This window comes from Alteromonas sp. McT4-15, assembly GCF_020515205.1.
GTDB lineage: Bacteria > Pseudomonadota > Gammaproteobacteria > Enterobacterales > Alteromonadaceae > Alteromonas.
Genome location: NZ_JAJALG010000001.1, coordinates 144,283 through 159,560 on the forward strand (window position 1 = coordinate 144,283; position 15,278 = coordinate 159,560).

General features: G+C 44.5%; 13 protein-coding genes. 11 read left to right on the forward strand and 2 right to left on the reverse strand.

Going from position 1 to position 15,278, the window contains the following annotated elements:
- Positions 1-494: 494 nt before the first annotated feature.
- The 5 genes from LHL20_RS00650 (at position 495) to speA (ending at position 5,939) form a co-directional block, all read left to right on the forward strand.
- Positions 495-1,652 carry an NAD(P) transhydrogenase subunit alpha gene (locus LHL20_RS00650; protein ID WP_226431840.1) on the forward strand — a complete coding sequence of 386 codons (1,158 nt, stop codon included), beginning with the start codon at positions 495-497 and terminating at the stop codon, positions 1,650-1,652.
- A 2-nt stretch (positions 1,653-1,654) separates the two neighbouring features.
- Complete coding sequence (locus LHL20_RS00655) at positions 1,655-1,936, forward strand: NAD(P) transhydrogenase subunit alpha (protein ID WP_226431841.1); 282 nt, start codon at positions 1,655-1,657, stop codon at positions 1,934-1,936.
- An 11-nt stretch (positions 1,937-1,947) separates the two neighbouring features.
- Positions 1,948-3,336, forward strand: coding sequence for an NAD(P)(+) transhydrogenase (Re/Si-specific) subunit beta (locus LHL20_RS00660; protein ID WP_202262858.1), 1,389 nt, complete (start codon positions 1,948-1,950; stop codon positions 3,334-3,336).
- A 129-nt stretch (positions 3,337-3,465) separates the two neighbouring features.
- Positions 3,466-3,885, forward strand: coding sequence for an arginine decarboxylase (locus LHL20_RS00665; RefSeq protein ID WP_226431842.1), 420 nt, complete (start codon positions 3,466-3,468; stop codon positions 3,883-3,885).
- A gap of 143 nt (positions 3,886-4,028) precedes the next feature.
- A complete protein-coding gene (gene speA / locus LHL20_RS00670) occupies positions 4,029-5,939 on the forward strand; it encodes a biosynthetic arginine decarboxylase (RefSeq protein ID WP_226431843.1) in 1,911 nt (636 codons plus the stop codon).
- A 17-nt stretch (positions 5,940-5,956) separates the two neighbouring features.
- On the opposite strand, the gene LHL20_RS00675 is transcribed toward speA, so the two are convergent.
- Positions 5,957-7,108, reverse strand: coding sequence for a serine hydrolase domain-containing protein (locus tag LHL20_RS00675; RefSeq protein WP_226431844.1), 1,152 nt, complete (start codon positions 7,106-7,108; stop codon positions 5,957-5,959).
- A 216-nt stretch (positions 7,109-7,324) separates the two neighbouring features.
- Between LHL20_RS00675 and LHL20_RS00680 the strand changes: the two genes are divergently transcribed.
- From LHL20_RS00680 to LHL20_RS00690, 3 genes are all read left to right on the forward strand, one after another.
- Positions 7,325-8,764, forward strand: coding sequence for a DNA-3-methyladenine glycosylase 2 family protein (locus LHL20_RS00680; RefSeq protein ID WP_226431845.1), 1,440 nt, complete (start codon positions 7,325-7,327; stop codon positions 8,762-8,764).
- A gap of 67 nt (positions 8,765-8,831) precedes the next feature.
- A complete protein-coding gene (locus LHL20_RS00685; RefSeq protein WP_226431846.1) occupies positions 8,832-9,302 on the forward strand; it encodes a methylated-DNA--[protein]-cysteine S-methyltransferase in 471 nt (156 codons plus the stop codon).
- Positions 9,293-10,183 (forward strand): DMT family transporter, encoded by an 891-nt coding sequence (locus LHL20_RS00690; RefSeq protein WP_226431847.1) that lies wholly within the window; start codon positions 9,293-9,295, stop codon positions 10,181-10,183. The genes LHL20_RS00685 and LHL20_RS00690 overlap by 10 nt, the downstream gene beginning before the upstream one ends.
- Here LHL20_RS00690 and LHL20_RS00695 read toward each other — a convergent pair.
- Positions 10,173-11,594: a sensor domain-containing diguanylate cyclase gene (locus LHL20_RS00695; protein ID WP_226431848.1), complete on the reverse strand. Its 1,422-nt coding sequence runs from the start codon at positions 11,592-11,594 to the stop codon at positions 10,173-10,175. The genes LHL20_RS00690 and LHL20_RS00695 overlap by 11 nt on opposite strands.
- Before the next feature lie 241 nt (positions 11,595-11,835).
- Here LHL20_RS00695 and glmU point away from each other — a divergent pair, with 241 nt between their 5' ends.
- The 3 genes from glmU to LHL20_RS00710 all read left to right on the forward strand — a co-directional run bounded on the left by glmU (position 11,836) and on the right by LHL20_RS00710 (position 15,277).
- Positions 11,836-13,197: a bifunctional UDP-N-acetylglucosamine diphosphorylase/glucosamine-1-phosphate N-acetyltransferase GlmU gene (glmU, locus tag LHL20_RS00700; RefSeq protein WP_226431849.1), complete on the forward strand. Its 1,362-nt coding sequence runs from the start codon at positions 11,836-11,838 to the stop codon at positions 13,195-13,197.
- Between the two features lie 129 nt (positions 13,198-13,326).
- Positions 13,327-14,352, forward strand: coding sequence for a Gfo/Idh/MocA family oxidoreductase (locus LHL20_RS00705; RefSeq protein ID WP_226431850.1), 1,026 nt, complete (start codon positions 13,327-13,329; stop codon positions 14,350-14,352).
- A 133-nt stretch (positions 14,353-14,485) separates the two neighbouring features.
- On the forward strand, positions 14,486-15,277 hold the full coding sequence (locus LHL20_RS00710) for a DeoR/GlpR family DNA-binding transcription regulator (RefSeq protein ID WP_226431851.1): 792 nt from the start codon (positions 14,486-14,488) through the stop codon (positions 15,275-15,277).
- Position 15,278: the final 1 nt, after the last annotated feature.

Consider the following 15,278-nt stretch of genomic DNA (forward strand, 5'->3'; position numbering starts at 1 on the left):
TTAATGTGCCAGATGGTGTGCACCCCATGTGGCTTTTCTCACAGCATTTCGCTGTTAACTCTTCAAGACGACATAGATTGTAAAATCCCCCAAATTAATTTAACAAAATTTTAAAAAGTGCCGTTTACGCATCATTTTCACGCGTCGATTACACCTTTACGTGTGTTTGTTTTTTGTACAGCAAATGGTGTATTCACAACATATATGGATTTGTATTGGGTGTACTAACCAACAATATGCCAAATGTTTATAAATGTTAGTTATGACTATGAAGTAAAAGATACTAGTTGTTGATGGTGTTTTCGCGTAGTTTTGATGCGCTATTGCGCGAAAAGTAATCGCTACAAGCGCTTTTCGGCCTTACAGTATAAACAAAACGATTGGTTGGTTTGGTTTTAATTTCGACAAAGAATGATAAGCATAAGCGAATTAAATGGCTTTAATTTGATTAAAGGGTGTCATTCTCGAAAGAGTCCAAATAAGAGGAAAAGCGTGTGAAAATCATAATAATTAATGAATCTACATCGCCAGATCCGCTGAATAATGTGGAAAAGCGCTGTGCAGCTACGCCAAGTAGTGCACAACGACTGGTAAAGAAAGGGGCGACACTGCTGCTTGAAAAAGGTGCTGGTCTGTCCTCTGGTTATTCAGATAAAGAATATGAAGATGTTGGTGTTACTGTTATAGATGATGTGAATGAGGCTTTATCATCTGCAGATATGGTCGTAGCAGTTAACAAGCCTACCGATATTCAATTGGGGCGGATGAAAAAAGGGGCCATTGTGGTGGGCCATCTCGACCCTTTCTTTCAGCAGTCGCTGGTAGAGAGCATTGCCCAAAAAGGGTTAACGGCTCTTTCTGTGGAAATGATTCCGCGTTCATCACGCGCGCAGAAAATGGATGCATTGAGCTCGCAGGCAAGTCTTGCGGGTTATGTCATGGTAATGCAGGCGGCAAATCAGCTTCCTTCCATTTTACCCATGATGATGACGCCGTCAGGCACCATTAAGCCCGCAAAAGTATTCATCATTGGTGCGGGTGTGGCAGGTTTGCAAGCGATAGCAACAGCGAAGCGCTTAGGGGCGAATGTGCTTGCATACGATACGCGCCCTGTTGTGGCCGAACAGGTGGAATCGCTAGGCGGTAAATTCCTTAAAATAGATATCGGTGAGACAGGGCAAACCAAAGACGGTTATGCGAAAGAGCTCACCGAAGAGCAAAAAGCAAAGCAGCAAGATGCACAGCGTGATGCTATTGCAGATTCCGACATTGTGATCACAACAGCGCAGTTATTTGGGCGTAAACCTCCCGTTCTTATTTCGAAAGATACATTAGCACTTATGAAACCCGGTAGCGTGGTCGTTGATATGGCGGCTACATCGGGGGGGAATGTTGAAGGCTCGGTAGCCGGTGAGACAGTTGAAATAAACGGTGTAAAAGTGATTGGCAATGGTAACTGGAGTCAGTATGTGGCCAAAGCGGCAACCGACATGTACGCCAACAACATTTATAACCTAATTGATGAGTTCTTTGATGACGATAGTAAGTCGTTTGATTTGAATCTTGAGGACGACATTCTGGCCGGTTGTGTGATTGCGCACGATGGCAAGGTAATCAATGACATGCTTATTAACGCCTATAAAGGAGCCTAATCATGGAAATCATCTACTTACTTTTCATTGTACTGTTGGCTGCGTTCTTAGGCTTTGAGCTTATTCGAAAAGTACCTGCAACCTTGCACACGCCTTTAATGTCAGGTTCGAACGCTATTTCGGGGATCACCTTAGTAGGTGCGCTGGTTGCTTCGGGTAGTGATAACAGTCTGCTGACCACTATTTTAGGTACAGCGGCAGTGGCCTTGGCAAGTATTAACGTTGTTGGTGGCTATCTGGTTACCGACCGCATGCTTGGCATGTTCAAAAAGAAAGATAAATAAGGAGTACGCAAGTGAATGATATCGTAACCATAATCAACCTTGCGTACGTAGTTGCTGCTGCACTATTTATAATAGGTCTTAAATTACTCAGCCACCCAGATACCGCCAAAAAAGGAAACTTTGTTTCAGCAGTAGGTATGCTAGTAGCGGTTGTTGTTACCCTGCTTGATCAGCAAATTATCAGCTATCACTATATTCTGCTTGGCTTTGTGCTAGGCGGTGCATTTGGTGCGTGGAAAGCGAAAACGGTTGAAATGACCGCCATGCCAGAAATGGTTTCTCTGTTTAACGGTTTTGGTGGTGCGGCATCGTTGTTACTAGGGTGGGCGACGCTTGCAGGCATGAGTGTGGTAACGCTCAATACACAAAGCACATTTACCTTCGTTACCTTGTTTTTCACAATTTTAGTGGGGGGGATTACCTTTTCGGGCTCTGTGGTCGCGTGGGGGAAACTGTCAGGTAAAATGAGCTCTAAGGCGGTTATTTTTACTGGCCTTCGCGAACTCTCGGTCTTGCACCTTATTGGCATGGGTGTGGTGGGCTATCTATTTACCACAGAACCAAGTAATACCCTTTGGATTTACTGTGCAATAGCGCTGTCATTAAGCTTTGGGTTGTGGGCCACTATCTCCATCGGCGGTGCTGATATGCCAGTGGTTATTGCACTGCTTAACAGCTATTCAGGCGTAGCAGCTTCTGCGGCTGGTCTTGCCACCGGAAATACCATTTTGATTGTGACCGGTCTTTTAGTGGGTGCGTCAGGTCTTATTCTTACCAATATTATGTGTAAAGCCATGAATCGCTCGCTAATGAACGTGCTGTTGTCTGGCTTTGCGAAACCTATTGAAGCAGGTGAAAAGATAGAAGGTGAAATTAAAGTGCTTTCTGCGCAAGATGCCTTTTATGTACTTGAAGCTGCGCAAGCCGTTTTGGTGGTGCCCGGTTACGGTATGGCGGTAGCACAAGCACAGCATGCGGTTCGCGAATTACAGTCGCTGCTTGAAGAAAACGGATGTACGGTAGATTACGCTATTCATGCAGTTGCAGGGCGCATGCCTGGACACATGAACGTGTTGCTTGCAGAGGCTGATGTGCCTTATGACCAGCTGTATGAAATGGATGATGTTAACCCGCGTATGGAAAACTACGACGTGGTTATTGTTATCGGTGCTAATGACGTAGTGAATCCTGCTGCCAAAGAGATGAAAGGTAGCCCGATTTACGGTATGCCGGTCATTGAAGCATACCGTGCAAAGACTGTCTTTGTATTGAAGCGATCAGCGAATGCAGGTTTTGCGGGTGTTGATAACCCACTGTTCTTTAAAGATAATACGCGTATGGTGTTGGGGGATGCAAAAGATACCATCAATAGCATTATTCGCGAATTTGGCGATGACTAAGCAAATGGCTTAGAATCTGTAGTAAGATGCTAAAAAAGGAAGCCATAGTGCTTCCTTTTTTGTTCTATACACTACGTTTAGTATATGAAATTGCAATGCAATTATTTTGCTCAAGAGAAGTAAACACAAATGCTAGTCGCGCCGTATCACATTGAACAGTTTAAAAACTGCATCCTAGTCACGCTTCGCGGTGATTGGGATATGGCGATAAATATCCGGTATTTGGGAGAATTGTCTGACTGTCTTAAGCAGCGAAGCGGAAAGCCGTTTCATTTGATTGTCGATATGCGGTCATGGCAAGACCCAAAGTCTGATTCAAATATGAGAATCAAATCGACTATCAGATTAGACCGGCGTAATCAGTTGAGTGAACTTTGGTTGGAAGACGAAAACAGCGATACAGGCCATATTGTAAAGAATTTTTTTGCTGACGTTTCGTTTCCCCTCGACAGAACACAGAGTCTCACAGAGTTTTTCTCGCTTTGTGAAACTAAGGCAGAGCCTTTGGTTGTAGAGTACATAAAGTCTTGGGTTGCCCAAAACAGTTGATTCGACAAGTTCGATAAACAAAATTAGTCGCGACCATAGATATTTTACATCGCAACAATAGTTGTGTTGTCTATAATACGCTGCTTAATTTTGCACTTACCATGCTAGGCATGCGCTTAGCTCATTAGATATAGGTGAATACATTGACAGATTGGAGTATCGAAGAAGCAGAGCGCGTCTATGGCGTGTCTCAGTGGGGTGGTGGCTATTTCAAAGTGGGTGAAAATGGCAACGTACATATTACCCCAGTGCCAGAGGATCCAAGTATCCAAATCGACTTTAATTCGGTCATTGAAGACATTCGCAAAGAGGGTGTGCAGTTTCCTGTTGTTGTGCGCTTTCATGACATTCTGCGATCGCAAGTTGCCGGTCTAAATAAAGCATTTCGAAGCACAATCGAAGAAGCCGAGTATAAAGGTGAATACCAAGGTGTTTATCCGGTTAAAGTTAACCAGATGCGCGAAGTCGTTGAAGAGATTGTTGACGCAGGAAAACCGTTTAACTATGGCTTAGAAGCAGGTTCGAAAGCTGAGTTACTGACCGTGTTGGCGATGAACACCAATGAAGACTCACTCACTATCCTAAATGGCTATAAAGACGATGAAGTGATGCGTCTTGCTTTATTAGGTAGAAAGCTAGGCCGTCGCGTTGTGGTGGTGGTTGAAAAATACACCGAGCTGCTGTTGCTGGTTAAGATTGCAAAAGAACTCAATATCGAGCCCATCATTGGTGTGCGCTCTAAAATGACGGTAAAAGGTCGTGGTAAGTGGGAAAGCTCCGGTGGTGAACGCGCCAAATTCGGTCTAACTATCACAGAGATTATCAATGCTGCACGTTACCTAGAAGAGCAAGGTATGGCGCACTGCTTGAAACTTCTGCACTTCCATATTGGAAGCCAATTAACGGATATTCGAGCGGTGAAAGAAGCCATCACCGAAGGTGCGCGTATATATGCAGACTTGCACAAAATGGGCTTTGAACTGGACTACGTTGACGTAGGTGGTGGTCTTGGCATCGACTACGACGGCAGTAACTCGACCAATGAGTCTTCGCGCAACTATAGCATGCAAGAATACGTTGCAGATGTTGTGTATGGCATGAAGGAAATGTGTGACTTGGAAGGCGTTCCTCATCCGAACTTGGTTAGTGAAAGTGGTCGCGCGATTACGGCGCATCACAGCTGTGTTATTACCGAAATTGTGGGTGAAATTAAATCAAACGCGTCTCAAATGGACACATCAGCTAAAGAAGACGAACATGTTTTCCTTAAAAATATGCGCGAGCTTGCTGACACCTTTGATGAGCAGACCAACATGCATGAAATCTACAATGACGCTTCGCAATACAAAGAGCAGGCCCTTGATGCGTTTAAGCTTCGCGTATTACCACTAGAAGAACTTGGCAAGATTGAAACATTGTATTGGCAGATAATGGAGCGCTTACAGAAGCACTACCGCAACGAGGAATATGTGCCTGAGGAGCTTCAAGAACTAGATTACAGCTTGTCATCACAGTATCTGTGTAATTTCTCTATCTTCCAGTCTGCTGCAGATACGTGGGCGATTGATCAATTGTTGCCAGTGGTGCCGCTTACTCGCATGAACGAAAAGCCAACAGTTAATTGTTCACTGGTTGATATTACGTGTGACAGTGACGGTAAAATTGATCAGTTTACTATTGGCCGTGAAATTACCGATGTACTACCAATGCACCCGCTGAAAAAAGGTGAGCCGTACTACGTTGGTCTATTCTTAACGGGCGCGTATCAAGACGTTATGGGCGATATGCATAACTTGTTTGGTCGTTTAAACGAAGTACACATCTACAGTTATGATGACGACCCTGAAGACTTCTATATTGAAGAAGTTGTGAAAGGGTCATCAGTTGAAGACGTGCTTAACGTTATGCAATACAACCCCCGCGCCATGGCATCAGACGTTAAACGTCTTATCGACAAACAAGTGTGGGATGGCAAGCTTAATCCACGTGAAGGTGTGCGTTGGACTGACTTCTATGAAAGTTGCTTAAGCGGCTATACTTACCTTAAGCAATAATATGTAAATGGCCGGCACTACGATTTGTTAGCGTCGGCTTTTTCGAAAAAACGCTTCCACAACTGCGCAGTGGTCGAATTGATCATATTCGACTCTGCATTCATCAGCATGACATATCCCACCTTGTGCTCTGGTGAAAACGCCACGTCGGCACGATAGCCTTTAACCCAGCCGCCATGATAATTCAGCTTAACGCCGTCAATATCATAAATACGCCAGCCCAACCCATAATGGGCATCGTCAATCATGCCTCGCCAACCGCGTCTGTAGGTTTCTCGCTTAGTTTTGACCCGTTCGGTAGTGACATACTCTACCATTTCTGGCGACATAACCGTGGGAAACTCACCTAAGAGTGCTTGCAAGTAAATAGTCATATCACTGATGCTCGCATTCACACCTGCCGCGGGAGAAAAGCGGTAATAGTTACTCTCGACATTCCCTTCACGCCATTTATTACGGGCAATGGCAATATGAGGGTGAGCCCAAGATGAAGATGAAAGTAGGCCACCTTTACCGACACTTGCGGTTTTCATTCCTAATGGCGCAAAAAGTTGCGTATGCATTTGCGCCGAATATGACGTGTTGTGATTACTAAAGTAATACTCTAAGGCACCAAATAGGGCGTTTTGGTAGGTATAACATTCGCCAGGTTTACATAAGGGCTCTAATTCGCCAAGCGACTTTAATACGCGTTCTAATGAGTAGTCTGCTTCTATTAGGTTGTCGTAGGCATTGGGCATAAAGCCGCTAGATTGCCCCACAATATGTTGCAACTGAAGTGATTGCATACCATTGCCTTTAAACGGAATATCAGGCAGCAATGTGCTAATAGGCGTATTCCACGATAGCTGGTTTTGTTCTACCAGTTTTGCAGATAATAATGCGGTGAACGTTTTAGATACTGACGCTAATCGAAAAACAGTATTTTCGGTTATCTTCTTGCCATTGCGCTTAGCCGTTTTACCATAAACGTATACGCGAGGTGCTTTGCCTTGCTCGTAAAAAACAAACGCGTAGCCGGGTACATTAAACTTATCAGCTTCACTTTGAACATACTTTGCATAATCATCCAACCAGTCTGCATGTACTGGAAAAGTATGCGTAATCAGTAAGAGTAACAACCATGTTAGAGATTTGCGCGACATCAATTTGCGCAATGAATTCAGCATATAAGTCGCTCTGTAGGCCGCGTTGCTCAACTAAAAAATGAGTGGCGGTCGTTTTTATTGTTTCGATATTATGCGGATAGCGCGGCTAATGATCAAATTCACGTCTTTTTTGTATGCTCACATAAAAACAATTGTGAGTTCCGATTTTGTCGCGCACATTGTATCAATGCGCTATAGACTAGCACTGTTCATTCAATAAGGCGCTGTAAATTCTTTATGTCAGAGCTTCAACTTAAAAACGGTACTAGTGTTGATTCCGAGACCTTAACTAAAGCTCGGCTAAGTCGCGACCCACGTTTTGACGGCACTTTCTTTGTGGCGGTTAAAACAACGGGGATCTTTTGCCGCCCGATTTGCCCCGCCAAGTTACCGAATGAAGAAAATGTAACTTACTATCAGCACGCGACCACTGCCATGGCACATGGTTTTAGACCTTGCTTTCGATGTCGCCCAGATAGCGCACCTCACTCGCCAGCGTGGAGTGGCGTGGGTGCAACGGTAAATCGTGCAATTGCGTTGTTATCGGTTATTCCTTCAGAATCAGTGTCTGGTGTCGCAGCACGGTTAGGGATAAGTGAGCGTTATCTCAATAAGTTGATGGTAAATGCATTAGGTTTGTCTCCTAAGTCATTTCAAAATATGCATCGTGCTTTATTCGCCAAGCAGCTTATTCAACAGTCTTCACTGTCGATAACTGATGTCGCATTTACGGCGGGGTATCAGTCATTACGACAGTTACAGCGCGCCATGGCCCAGTATTGCGATACTACACCGTCACAGCTTCGCAAACACCAGAGTCAAACTGAACAACAAATCACGTTATTTTTGTCTTATAGACCACCTTACAACTGGCCTTATGTACGCCAGTTTTTGGCACTTCGCGCTATCCCAATGATGGAGCGGGTGACAGAAGATACTTACGAGCGTTGGTTTGAATGGGAAGGGGCTGATGGTTATTTCAGTGTTAAACACGACCCTAAACGCAGTGGATTTTCAGTAGCACTTACGCTTTCAAATTTAATGCATTTGCATCGCGTTATTGAAAACATTAAAGCTATGCTCGACCTTAATGCTGACCCCATATTGATTGAAGAGAGTTTAACCAAAGCGGGGCTTGCGCCGCAACAGCTTACTTGCGGTTTACGACTTCCTAGCGCATGGAGCGCGTTTGAAAGCGGATGTCGCGCTATTGTAGGGCAGCAGGTGAGTGTTAAAGCCGCTATTGGGCAAGTATCGTTACTGGTACACCATTTAGGACGGCAGGCGATACACTTACAAGATAATCTGAATGCTCATGCTGAAAAAGCACCAGCACAGTCGTACGTTTATTTCCCAACACCTGACAATGTAGCGTCGAGTGACCTTGCGTTTTTGCGTATGCCGCAGGCTAGAAAAAATGCTATTCGTCAGTTCGCCAGTTTATTCGCGCAAAGTAAAATGCCATCGCACGATGATATCTTATCGATAAAAGGCATTGGGCAATGGACACTGGATTACTTAAGAATGCGCGGTGAACGAAACCCAGATGTGTACCTCTCTGGCGACTTAATAGTACGTAAAACCGCAGAGCAATTTGTCGTGCGTTCAGAAGACGCAGCGCCTTGGCGTAGTTATCTTACGCTTCAGATGTGGCAGTTGAGTGAGCACAATACATAAACACATTAATTAGTTGAAAGTACGTGTTACAAGCACATATTGAGAGTGCAATAAGAAAAGGGCTTTTATGGAATACACACAGCATATTGAAACGCCTGAAGGCTACGTGCAAGTGCATGCCAACACACAGGGTATTACTGCGATTGGGTTTGTGGATGTGCCCGAGAAAACCGCAATAAGTAATGCGTTAACACAAGAAGCGTGTGCACAACTTAATGCCTATTTTGCCAGAAAACTTCCCCAATTTGACTTACCTTTAGCTGCTGGCGGTACGCAATTTCAGCGCCGGGTATGGGAAGCGCTTGTGCAAATCCCTTATGGTGAAACGGCCAGCTACCTGGATATAGCAAACGCTATAGGTAACCCTAAAGGTGTGCGCGCCGTTGGTATGGCTAATGGTCGTAATCCTATTGCGATAGTCGTGCCTTGTCATCGTATTATTGGCAGTAACAAAACCCTCACCGGCTATGCCGGCGGTTTGCATCGAAAGCAGTTTTTGTTGAATTTAGAAGGAGCGCAAGGCGTATTATGGCAATAAAAGATCTTCTATCACTGTTAGTGCTAGCAGGTATTTGGGGAGGCTCATTTATATTCATGCGAGTTGCTGCCCCTGAGTTTGGTATCTATGTGCTCGTTGCAATTCGTACGTTACTTGCCACAGCGGTTTTACTTCCTTTGCTTATGTTGCGAGGTTCGATTAAAGATATACGGCAACATTGGTTAGCCATTGCGTTAGTCGGGCTTGCCAACACCGCAGTGCCTTTCGTACTGTTTAACTACAGCAGTTTGCATTTGGAAGCGGGCGTAAACGCAATTTTAAACGCCACAGCGCCTATGTTCGGCGCAATAGTTGCGTGGGCTTGGCTGGGTGACAAATTAACTAAATCTGCGATAGCGGGGTTGTTTATTGGTTTTATCGGTGTGGCGGTAATTAGCCAGCAAAAGCTAGGCGAAGGAGAAATAAGTTTTTTACCTATCCTTACAGCGTTACTGGCTACATTGGGGTATGGTATTGCCGCAAGTATGATGAAAAAGTGGTTGCAGGGAGTAAAGCCATTGGTCGTCGCTACGGGTAGCCAAGCGATGGCAAGTGTAATGTTAGCACCGTTTGCACTGGCGACCTTACCCGCTGCTATGCCAAGCACCCATGCTTGGGCAAACGCTGTGGCACTGGCCATTGCAGGTACCGGTATTGCATACATTCTTTATTTTAAGTTAATTGCCAATATAGGCCCAGCAAAGGCGATAACGGTGGCATACCTTGTTCCGCTATTTGGCATCGTTTGGGGAGTGTTGTTTTTGCAAGAGCACTTGTCAGCACAAACCATCATCGGTGGTCTAATGATTCTGTTCGGTGTTGCACTGACAACAGGTGTGCTCACAAGGAGGCGGCCTAAAGCACAGACCGCTACTCAATAAGCTGCATCCTCACTAAATTGCTTCCATCGCGCTTTGCTTGATAAAGCGCGTCTTCTGCATGTGCAGTGACTTCATGCATAGCGCGGCTTGATGCGGTATAAGAAATACCAATCGACGCCGTTATTTGTAGGTCAGGTAATTCTGCTAACGGCGGTAATGTGGCAATACCATGACGAATATTCTGAGCAAGATCAAACGCCACATGTGGGCCAGTATTTGGCAGCAGGACAATAAACTCTTCACTACTCCATCGTCCTAGTACGTCGCTATCTCGTAAGTGATCCGCTAAATACCCCACCACTTTATCTAGAATGTCGTCACCTGTATTTCTTCCGTGAGCATCCACTATGTCGCTAAAACCATCTACATTAATCAGCATCAAACTCAGTGAATTGTGTTCAGCCAACAGTGTTTTATAGATGAGCTGTAAGTTATCTTTTTCGGGCAAGCGAGTAGAATGTCGTACAACTAAGTCTGGCTGCATATCTTTTCTAAAGTAGTACAGCAGGTTGTATATAAGCAGAAACAGAGAAAACACAACAACAAGCAGCGTTACAACACTGAAAATAAACGCCTGAGAAATCTCCGCTTGTCGGTCTTCAAGAGGACTTAATAAAAATACGGTCCAGCCAAACTGATTAAGTTTAACTTCAGCAATAAGAAAATCTTTCTGATCAATGGTGACAAGCTTATTGTTAAGCGCTTGCTCGTCTTGTATGGCGATGGGCAGACTGGCATACCACGGCAATTCTGAGAGGTTCGTAAATTCAGAATATGACGCTATAAGTTCTGGATCAGATGACAGCATAATGTCGCCTTGTCCATCGACAAAGAGAAAGTCGTAGCCATACTCCTGCTTGTAGGTATCAAAAACTTCGATAAAGCTTCTAAGGCTTTTACCTACCCCAAAAAAGCCTAAGAATTTTCCAGATTCGTCATGAATTTTAATATCAATGTAAAAATGGGTATCTTCCCATTTGCCGATGTCTGCAACGGCATCAGCTGGGTGGTCTCGATACTTGAAGTACCAACTTACCTCACCCTCTACAAGATCAATTATCGAACCGTCAGAATTGTATTGCTTTCTGTCACTTTCTGAGGCGATAAAAAACGATAAGCCAAATTCATCTTCAAGACGATCCAATGTCTTGAAAACGGCAGTCTCATCAATGTTTTCACCGCGCATTAAATCGACAAGCTCAGTGGAGTGCCCCAACGCTTCAGAAATATGAAGTGGTTTAAGCAATTGCTCGACAATTAGCGAAATGGCGGGTGATAAGGATTGTTGTTGCGCGCGACTTTGCTCGGCAACAATTTTGGAAATACTAAAATGAACCAGTGTCACAATGGCGATGACTACCACGGCGAATAACACCAGTATGCTTCGATGCAGTGTTCTAAATGTGTTCACAGACTACGCATGCTCCCTTGCCTGACTGAACGTTATATTGTTAGTGCAATTATAACCGCTGCACTTATGAACTACTAGGTAGTTTGCTGTAAATTTAGACTAAATGACAAAAGCCTGTTTGACTAGTGGAAATGACGCTTTTTGATGTAATGAAGCACTGACATCTTCATCTACCTTAGTTACACTAGCCTCAATCATTGATATTTACTGTTTATACGTATTAGCAAATTAAAGGAATACTATGGCTTTCTCAGTTGTTGTTTTAGCCGCGGGTAAAGGTACCCGCATGAAGTCATCTTTGCCAAAAGTACTGCACAAAGTTGGCGGTGTACCAATGGTTCAACGCATTATTAATACCGTTAAATCACTGGGCGCTGACAATATACATCTTGTTTACGGCCACGGTGGTGACCAACTTAAAGCAACGATTATCGAAGACAACCTAAACTGGTGTTTGCAAGCTGAGCAATTGGGTACAGGTCATGCCGTTCAGCAGGCAGTTCCTCATGTAAAAGACGATGAAGATGTGCTCATTTTAGTCGGTGATGCGCCGCTAATACGAGAAGAAACGTTAAGCGCGCTTAAAGCGGTAAAAGCACAGTGTGACCTTGCGTTATTAACGGTAGAGCTAGATGACCCTACAGGTATGGGGCGCATCGTTCGTGAAAACGACAATATAACTGCGATTGTAGAGCATAAAGACGCGACAGACGCTCAGCGTGAAATAAAAGAAATTAATACTGGCATGATGATGATGTCAGGCGCAGACCTAAAACGCTGGTTGGGTGATTTAAGCAACGATAACGCGCAAGGCGAGTACTACCTTACTGATGTGATTGCGATGGCGGCTGCTGAAGGTAAGCGAATTCAATCTGCGCAACCGCAATCAGCGGTAGAAGTTGAAGGTGTAAATAACCGTTTGCAACTCGCTAACCTAGAGCGCGCTTTACAACATCGTCAAGCTAATGAACTGATGACTAATGGTGTAACGCTACTTGACCCATCACGCTTCGATTTACGTGGTTCAATGGATATTGGCAATGACATTGTTATTGACGTAAACGTTATTGTTGAAGGTGAAGTCAAAATTGGCAGCAACGTTACAATTGGTGCTAACTGTATTTTGCGAAACTGCACGATTGCAGATAATGCCGTGATTGAAGCCAATTCAATTATCGAAGATGCTCAAGTGGGTGAAGCGTGCGTAGTCGGCCCTTATGCCCGACTTCGTCCTGGCGCAGTTATGCACAAAAATGCCAAAGTGGGTAACTTTGTTGAAATGAAAAAAGCGGTTTTGGGTGAGGGTGCAAAAGCCAATCACCTTACTTATTTAGGTGACGCACAGGTCGGCCCGAATGCCAACATTGGCGCGGGTACCATCACATGTAATTACGATGGCGTGAATAAATCAAAAACCATTATTGGAGAGAATGCATTTATTGGTTCTAATTCTTCATTGGTTGCGCCTGTGTCTATTGGTGATGGCGCAACCGTTGGCGCTGGCTCAGTTATCACCAGTGCAGTGGAAGATAAAGCATTGGCTGTCGCGCGCGGTAAACAGCGCAATATTGCGAACTGGCCGAGACCGACCAAAAAGTCGTAACAAGGCGCAAGTAAGCCTTAGCTAATAAAAAAGCGGAGCGAGTTCTTTAATACAGACGCTCCGTTTTTTTATGCTTGTTATAGTAGTAGGTACAACACGCAAGTTTCAATTTCCCACCAAGGAGCACAAATGCTTTCTACCTTACTTGTTGGGTTTGGTTTTTCAGCCCAGACCTTTCATCTGCCATTTCTCAACTATCTACCAGACTTCGTTGTTGATGGAGTGGTATCTTCAAAACCTGACTTGGTAAATGCAGCGCTGCCCGACGCTACTGTGTTTACATCCTTAGATGAAGCGCTGGAAAAGCACACTTTTGACTTGGTGGTGATCACAACGCCAAATCACCTTCATGCACCTCAAGCTAAACTTGCTCTTGAATATAATTGTCATGTATTAGTCGAGAAGCCATTTACGTTAAGCACAGCCGACGCAGAAGCGCTTGTGAGTCTGGCAAAGTCTAAAAATCGCAAGCTTTGTGTTTACCACAATAGACGTTTTGATGGCGACTTTCTTACGCTTAAGAAGCTTATGGCAGAAGGCACCTTGGGAGATGTTAAGCGATTTGAAAGTCGATTCGACCGCTTTCGTCCTACACCGCGTAATCGTTGGCGAGAGAATGCCGGACCGGGCAGTGGTATTTTCTGGGACCTTGGCCCTCATCTTATCGACCAGGCTCTACAGCTATTTGGTGAGCCTAAAGCAGTATCAGCTGATATCGTTACACTTCGCGAGGGTGGTCAATCAGATGACTGTTTTGATGTTACGCTTCACTACGAAGATAAAGTGATAAAACTCGGCAGTTCTGCCTTTCAAGGCGGCGCTACATTGCGCTTTGATGTGCAGGGAACAAAAGCTAGCTATCGTAAATTCTATTTAGATCCACAAGAAGACCAGTTAAGGGGCGCGTTGCCGTTCACAGATGAAAAATGGGCCGTGACACCACATGAAGAGAACGGTGAGCTGGGTAATGAGGCAACTCAGAAGAAAGTTCCCACTCTTGATGGTCAGTATCTCACTTTCTTCAAAAAACTTGCAAAGGCCGTTGCAGGCAATGCTTCTTTGCCAGCAGATGCAAACAGTGTGGTTGCTGTAATTCGAACAATAGAGCTGGCCATTGAAGCAAATGCTGCACAGGCAAAATTGATGTATAAATAAACAAAACGCTTGATCAAAGTTTCGTAATAACATAGTATGCTTTCGAAATATAATTCATAACTTTCGTTTTGAAAGTTTTGCGTGTTTGCCACCTACTGTTAATATAACTATTAACCTAGCGGAACGAGAACAATTGAGAAGTAGTAAGTCAGTTGATGTGCGACGTCAGGCAATAGTAACGTGGATAAACCAGCACGGCCACACGCAGGTGGAGGCTTTGGCAGCACAATTTAATACATCTGAAGTCACTATAAGAAAAGACTTAGCGGCCCTTGACGCGCAAGGGTTGATAATTAGACAGTTCGGTGGTGCGGTACCGGCAATTGCGAAGCACGCGGTATCCGACGCGTTATCCCCAAAGTTAGGCAATGTCATATCATCGCTTTCTTATATCGGTGAATGTGCAGCATCATTGGTGAAGCCTGGTAGCAAACTTGTTATCGATTGCGGCTCAACAACCTCAACAATCCTTCCTTTTTTATCACAGATTGGTGGTTTGGTAGTGATGACCAATGCGCTGGCGACAGCGAACTACCTTACACAATGTGAGAAAGAGCCTACTGTACTGATGACAGGCGGTACGTGGGATGCACAATCGCAGTCTTTTCAAGGTGCCATGGCCGAACAATTGGTTAACGCCTATAGTTTTGATATTGCTTTTATTGGCGCTGCAGGTATTGATGTCAACCGCGGTACAACCACGTTTAACGAACTAACAGGTGTAACACGCGCTATGGCCCAAGCCGCCAGTAAGGTCGTTGTAATGGCAAGTTCGAAGAAACTAACTCATAAAATGCCCAATCTTGAACTAGGTTGGGACACTATTTCAGTTTTGATCACTGACGAGGGTATCAGTGCTCAAGATAAACGAAACATTGAAGAACAGGGCGTTGCGGTAATGATTGCTGCGCTTAATGGAGAATAAT

Excerpts from the sequence above, each read along its gene's own strand:
- LHL20_RS00655 (WP_226431841.1), top strand. The coding sequence starts at position 1,655 with ATGGAAATCATCTACTTACTTTTCATTGTACTGTTGGCTGCGTTCTTA.
- LHL20_RS00665 (WP_226431842.1), top strand. The coding sequence starts at position 3,466 with ATGCTAGTCGCGCCGTATCACATTGAACAGTTTAAAAACTGCATCCTA.
- LHL20_RS00675 (WP_226431844.1), bottom strand. The coding sequence starts at position 7,108 with ATGCTGAATTCATTGCGCAAATTGATGTCGCGCAAATCTCTAACATGG.
- LHL20_RS00680 (WP_226431845.1), top strand. The coding sequence starts at position 7,325 with ATGTCAGAGCTTCAACTTAAAAACGGTACTAGTGTTGATTCCGAGACC.
- LHL20_RS00685 (WP_226431846.1), top strand. The coding sequence starts at position 8,832 with ATGGAATACACACAGCATATTGAAACGCCTGAAGGCTACGTGCAAGTG.
- LHL20_RS00690 (WP_226431847.1), top strand. The coding sequence starts at position 9,293 with ATGGCAATAAAAGATCTTCTATCACTGTTAGTGCTAGCAGGTATTTGG.
- glmU (WP_226431849.1), top strand. The coding sequence starts at position 11,836 with ATGGCTTTCTCAGTTGTTGTTTTAGCCGCGGGTAAAGGTACCCGCATG.
- LHL20_RS00705 (WP_226431850.1), top strand. The coding sequence starts at position 13,327 with ATGCTTTCTACCTTACTTGTTGGGTTTGGTTTTTCAGCCCAGACCTTT.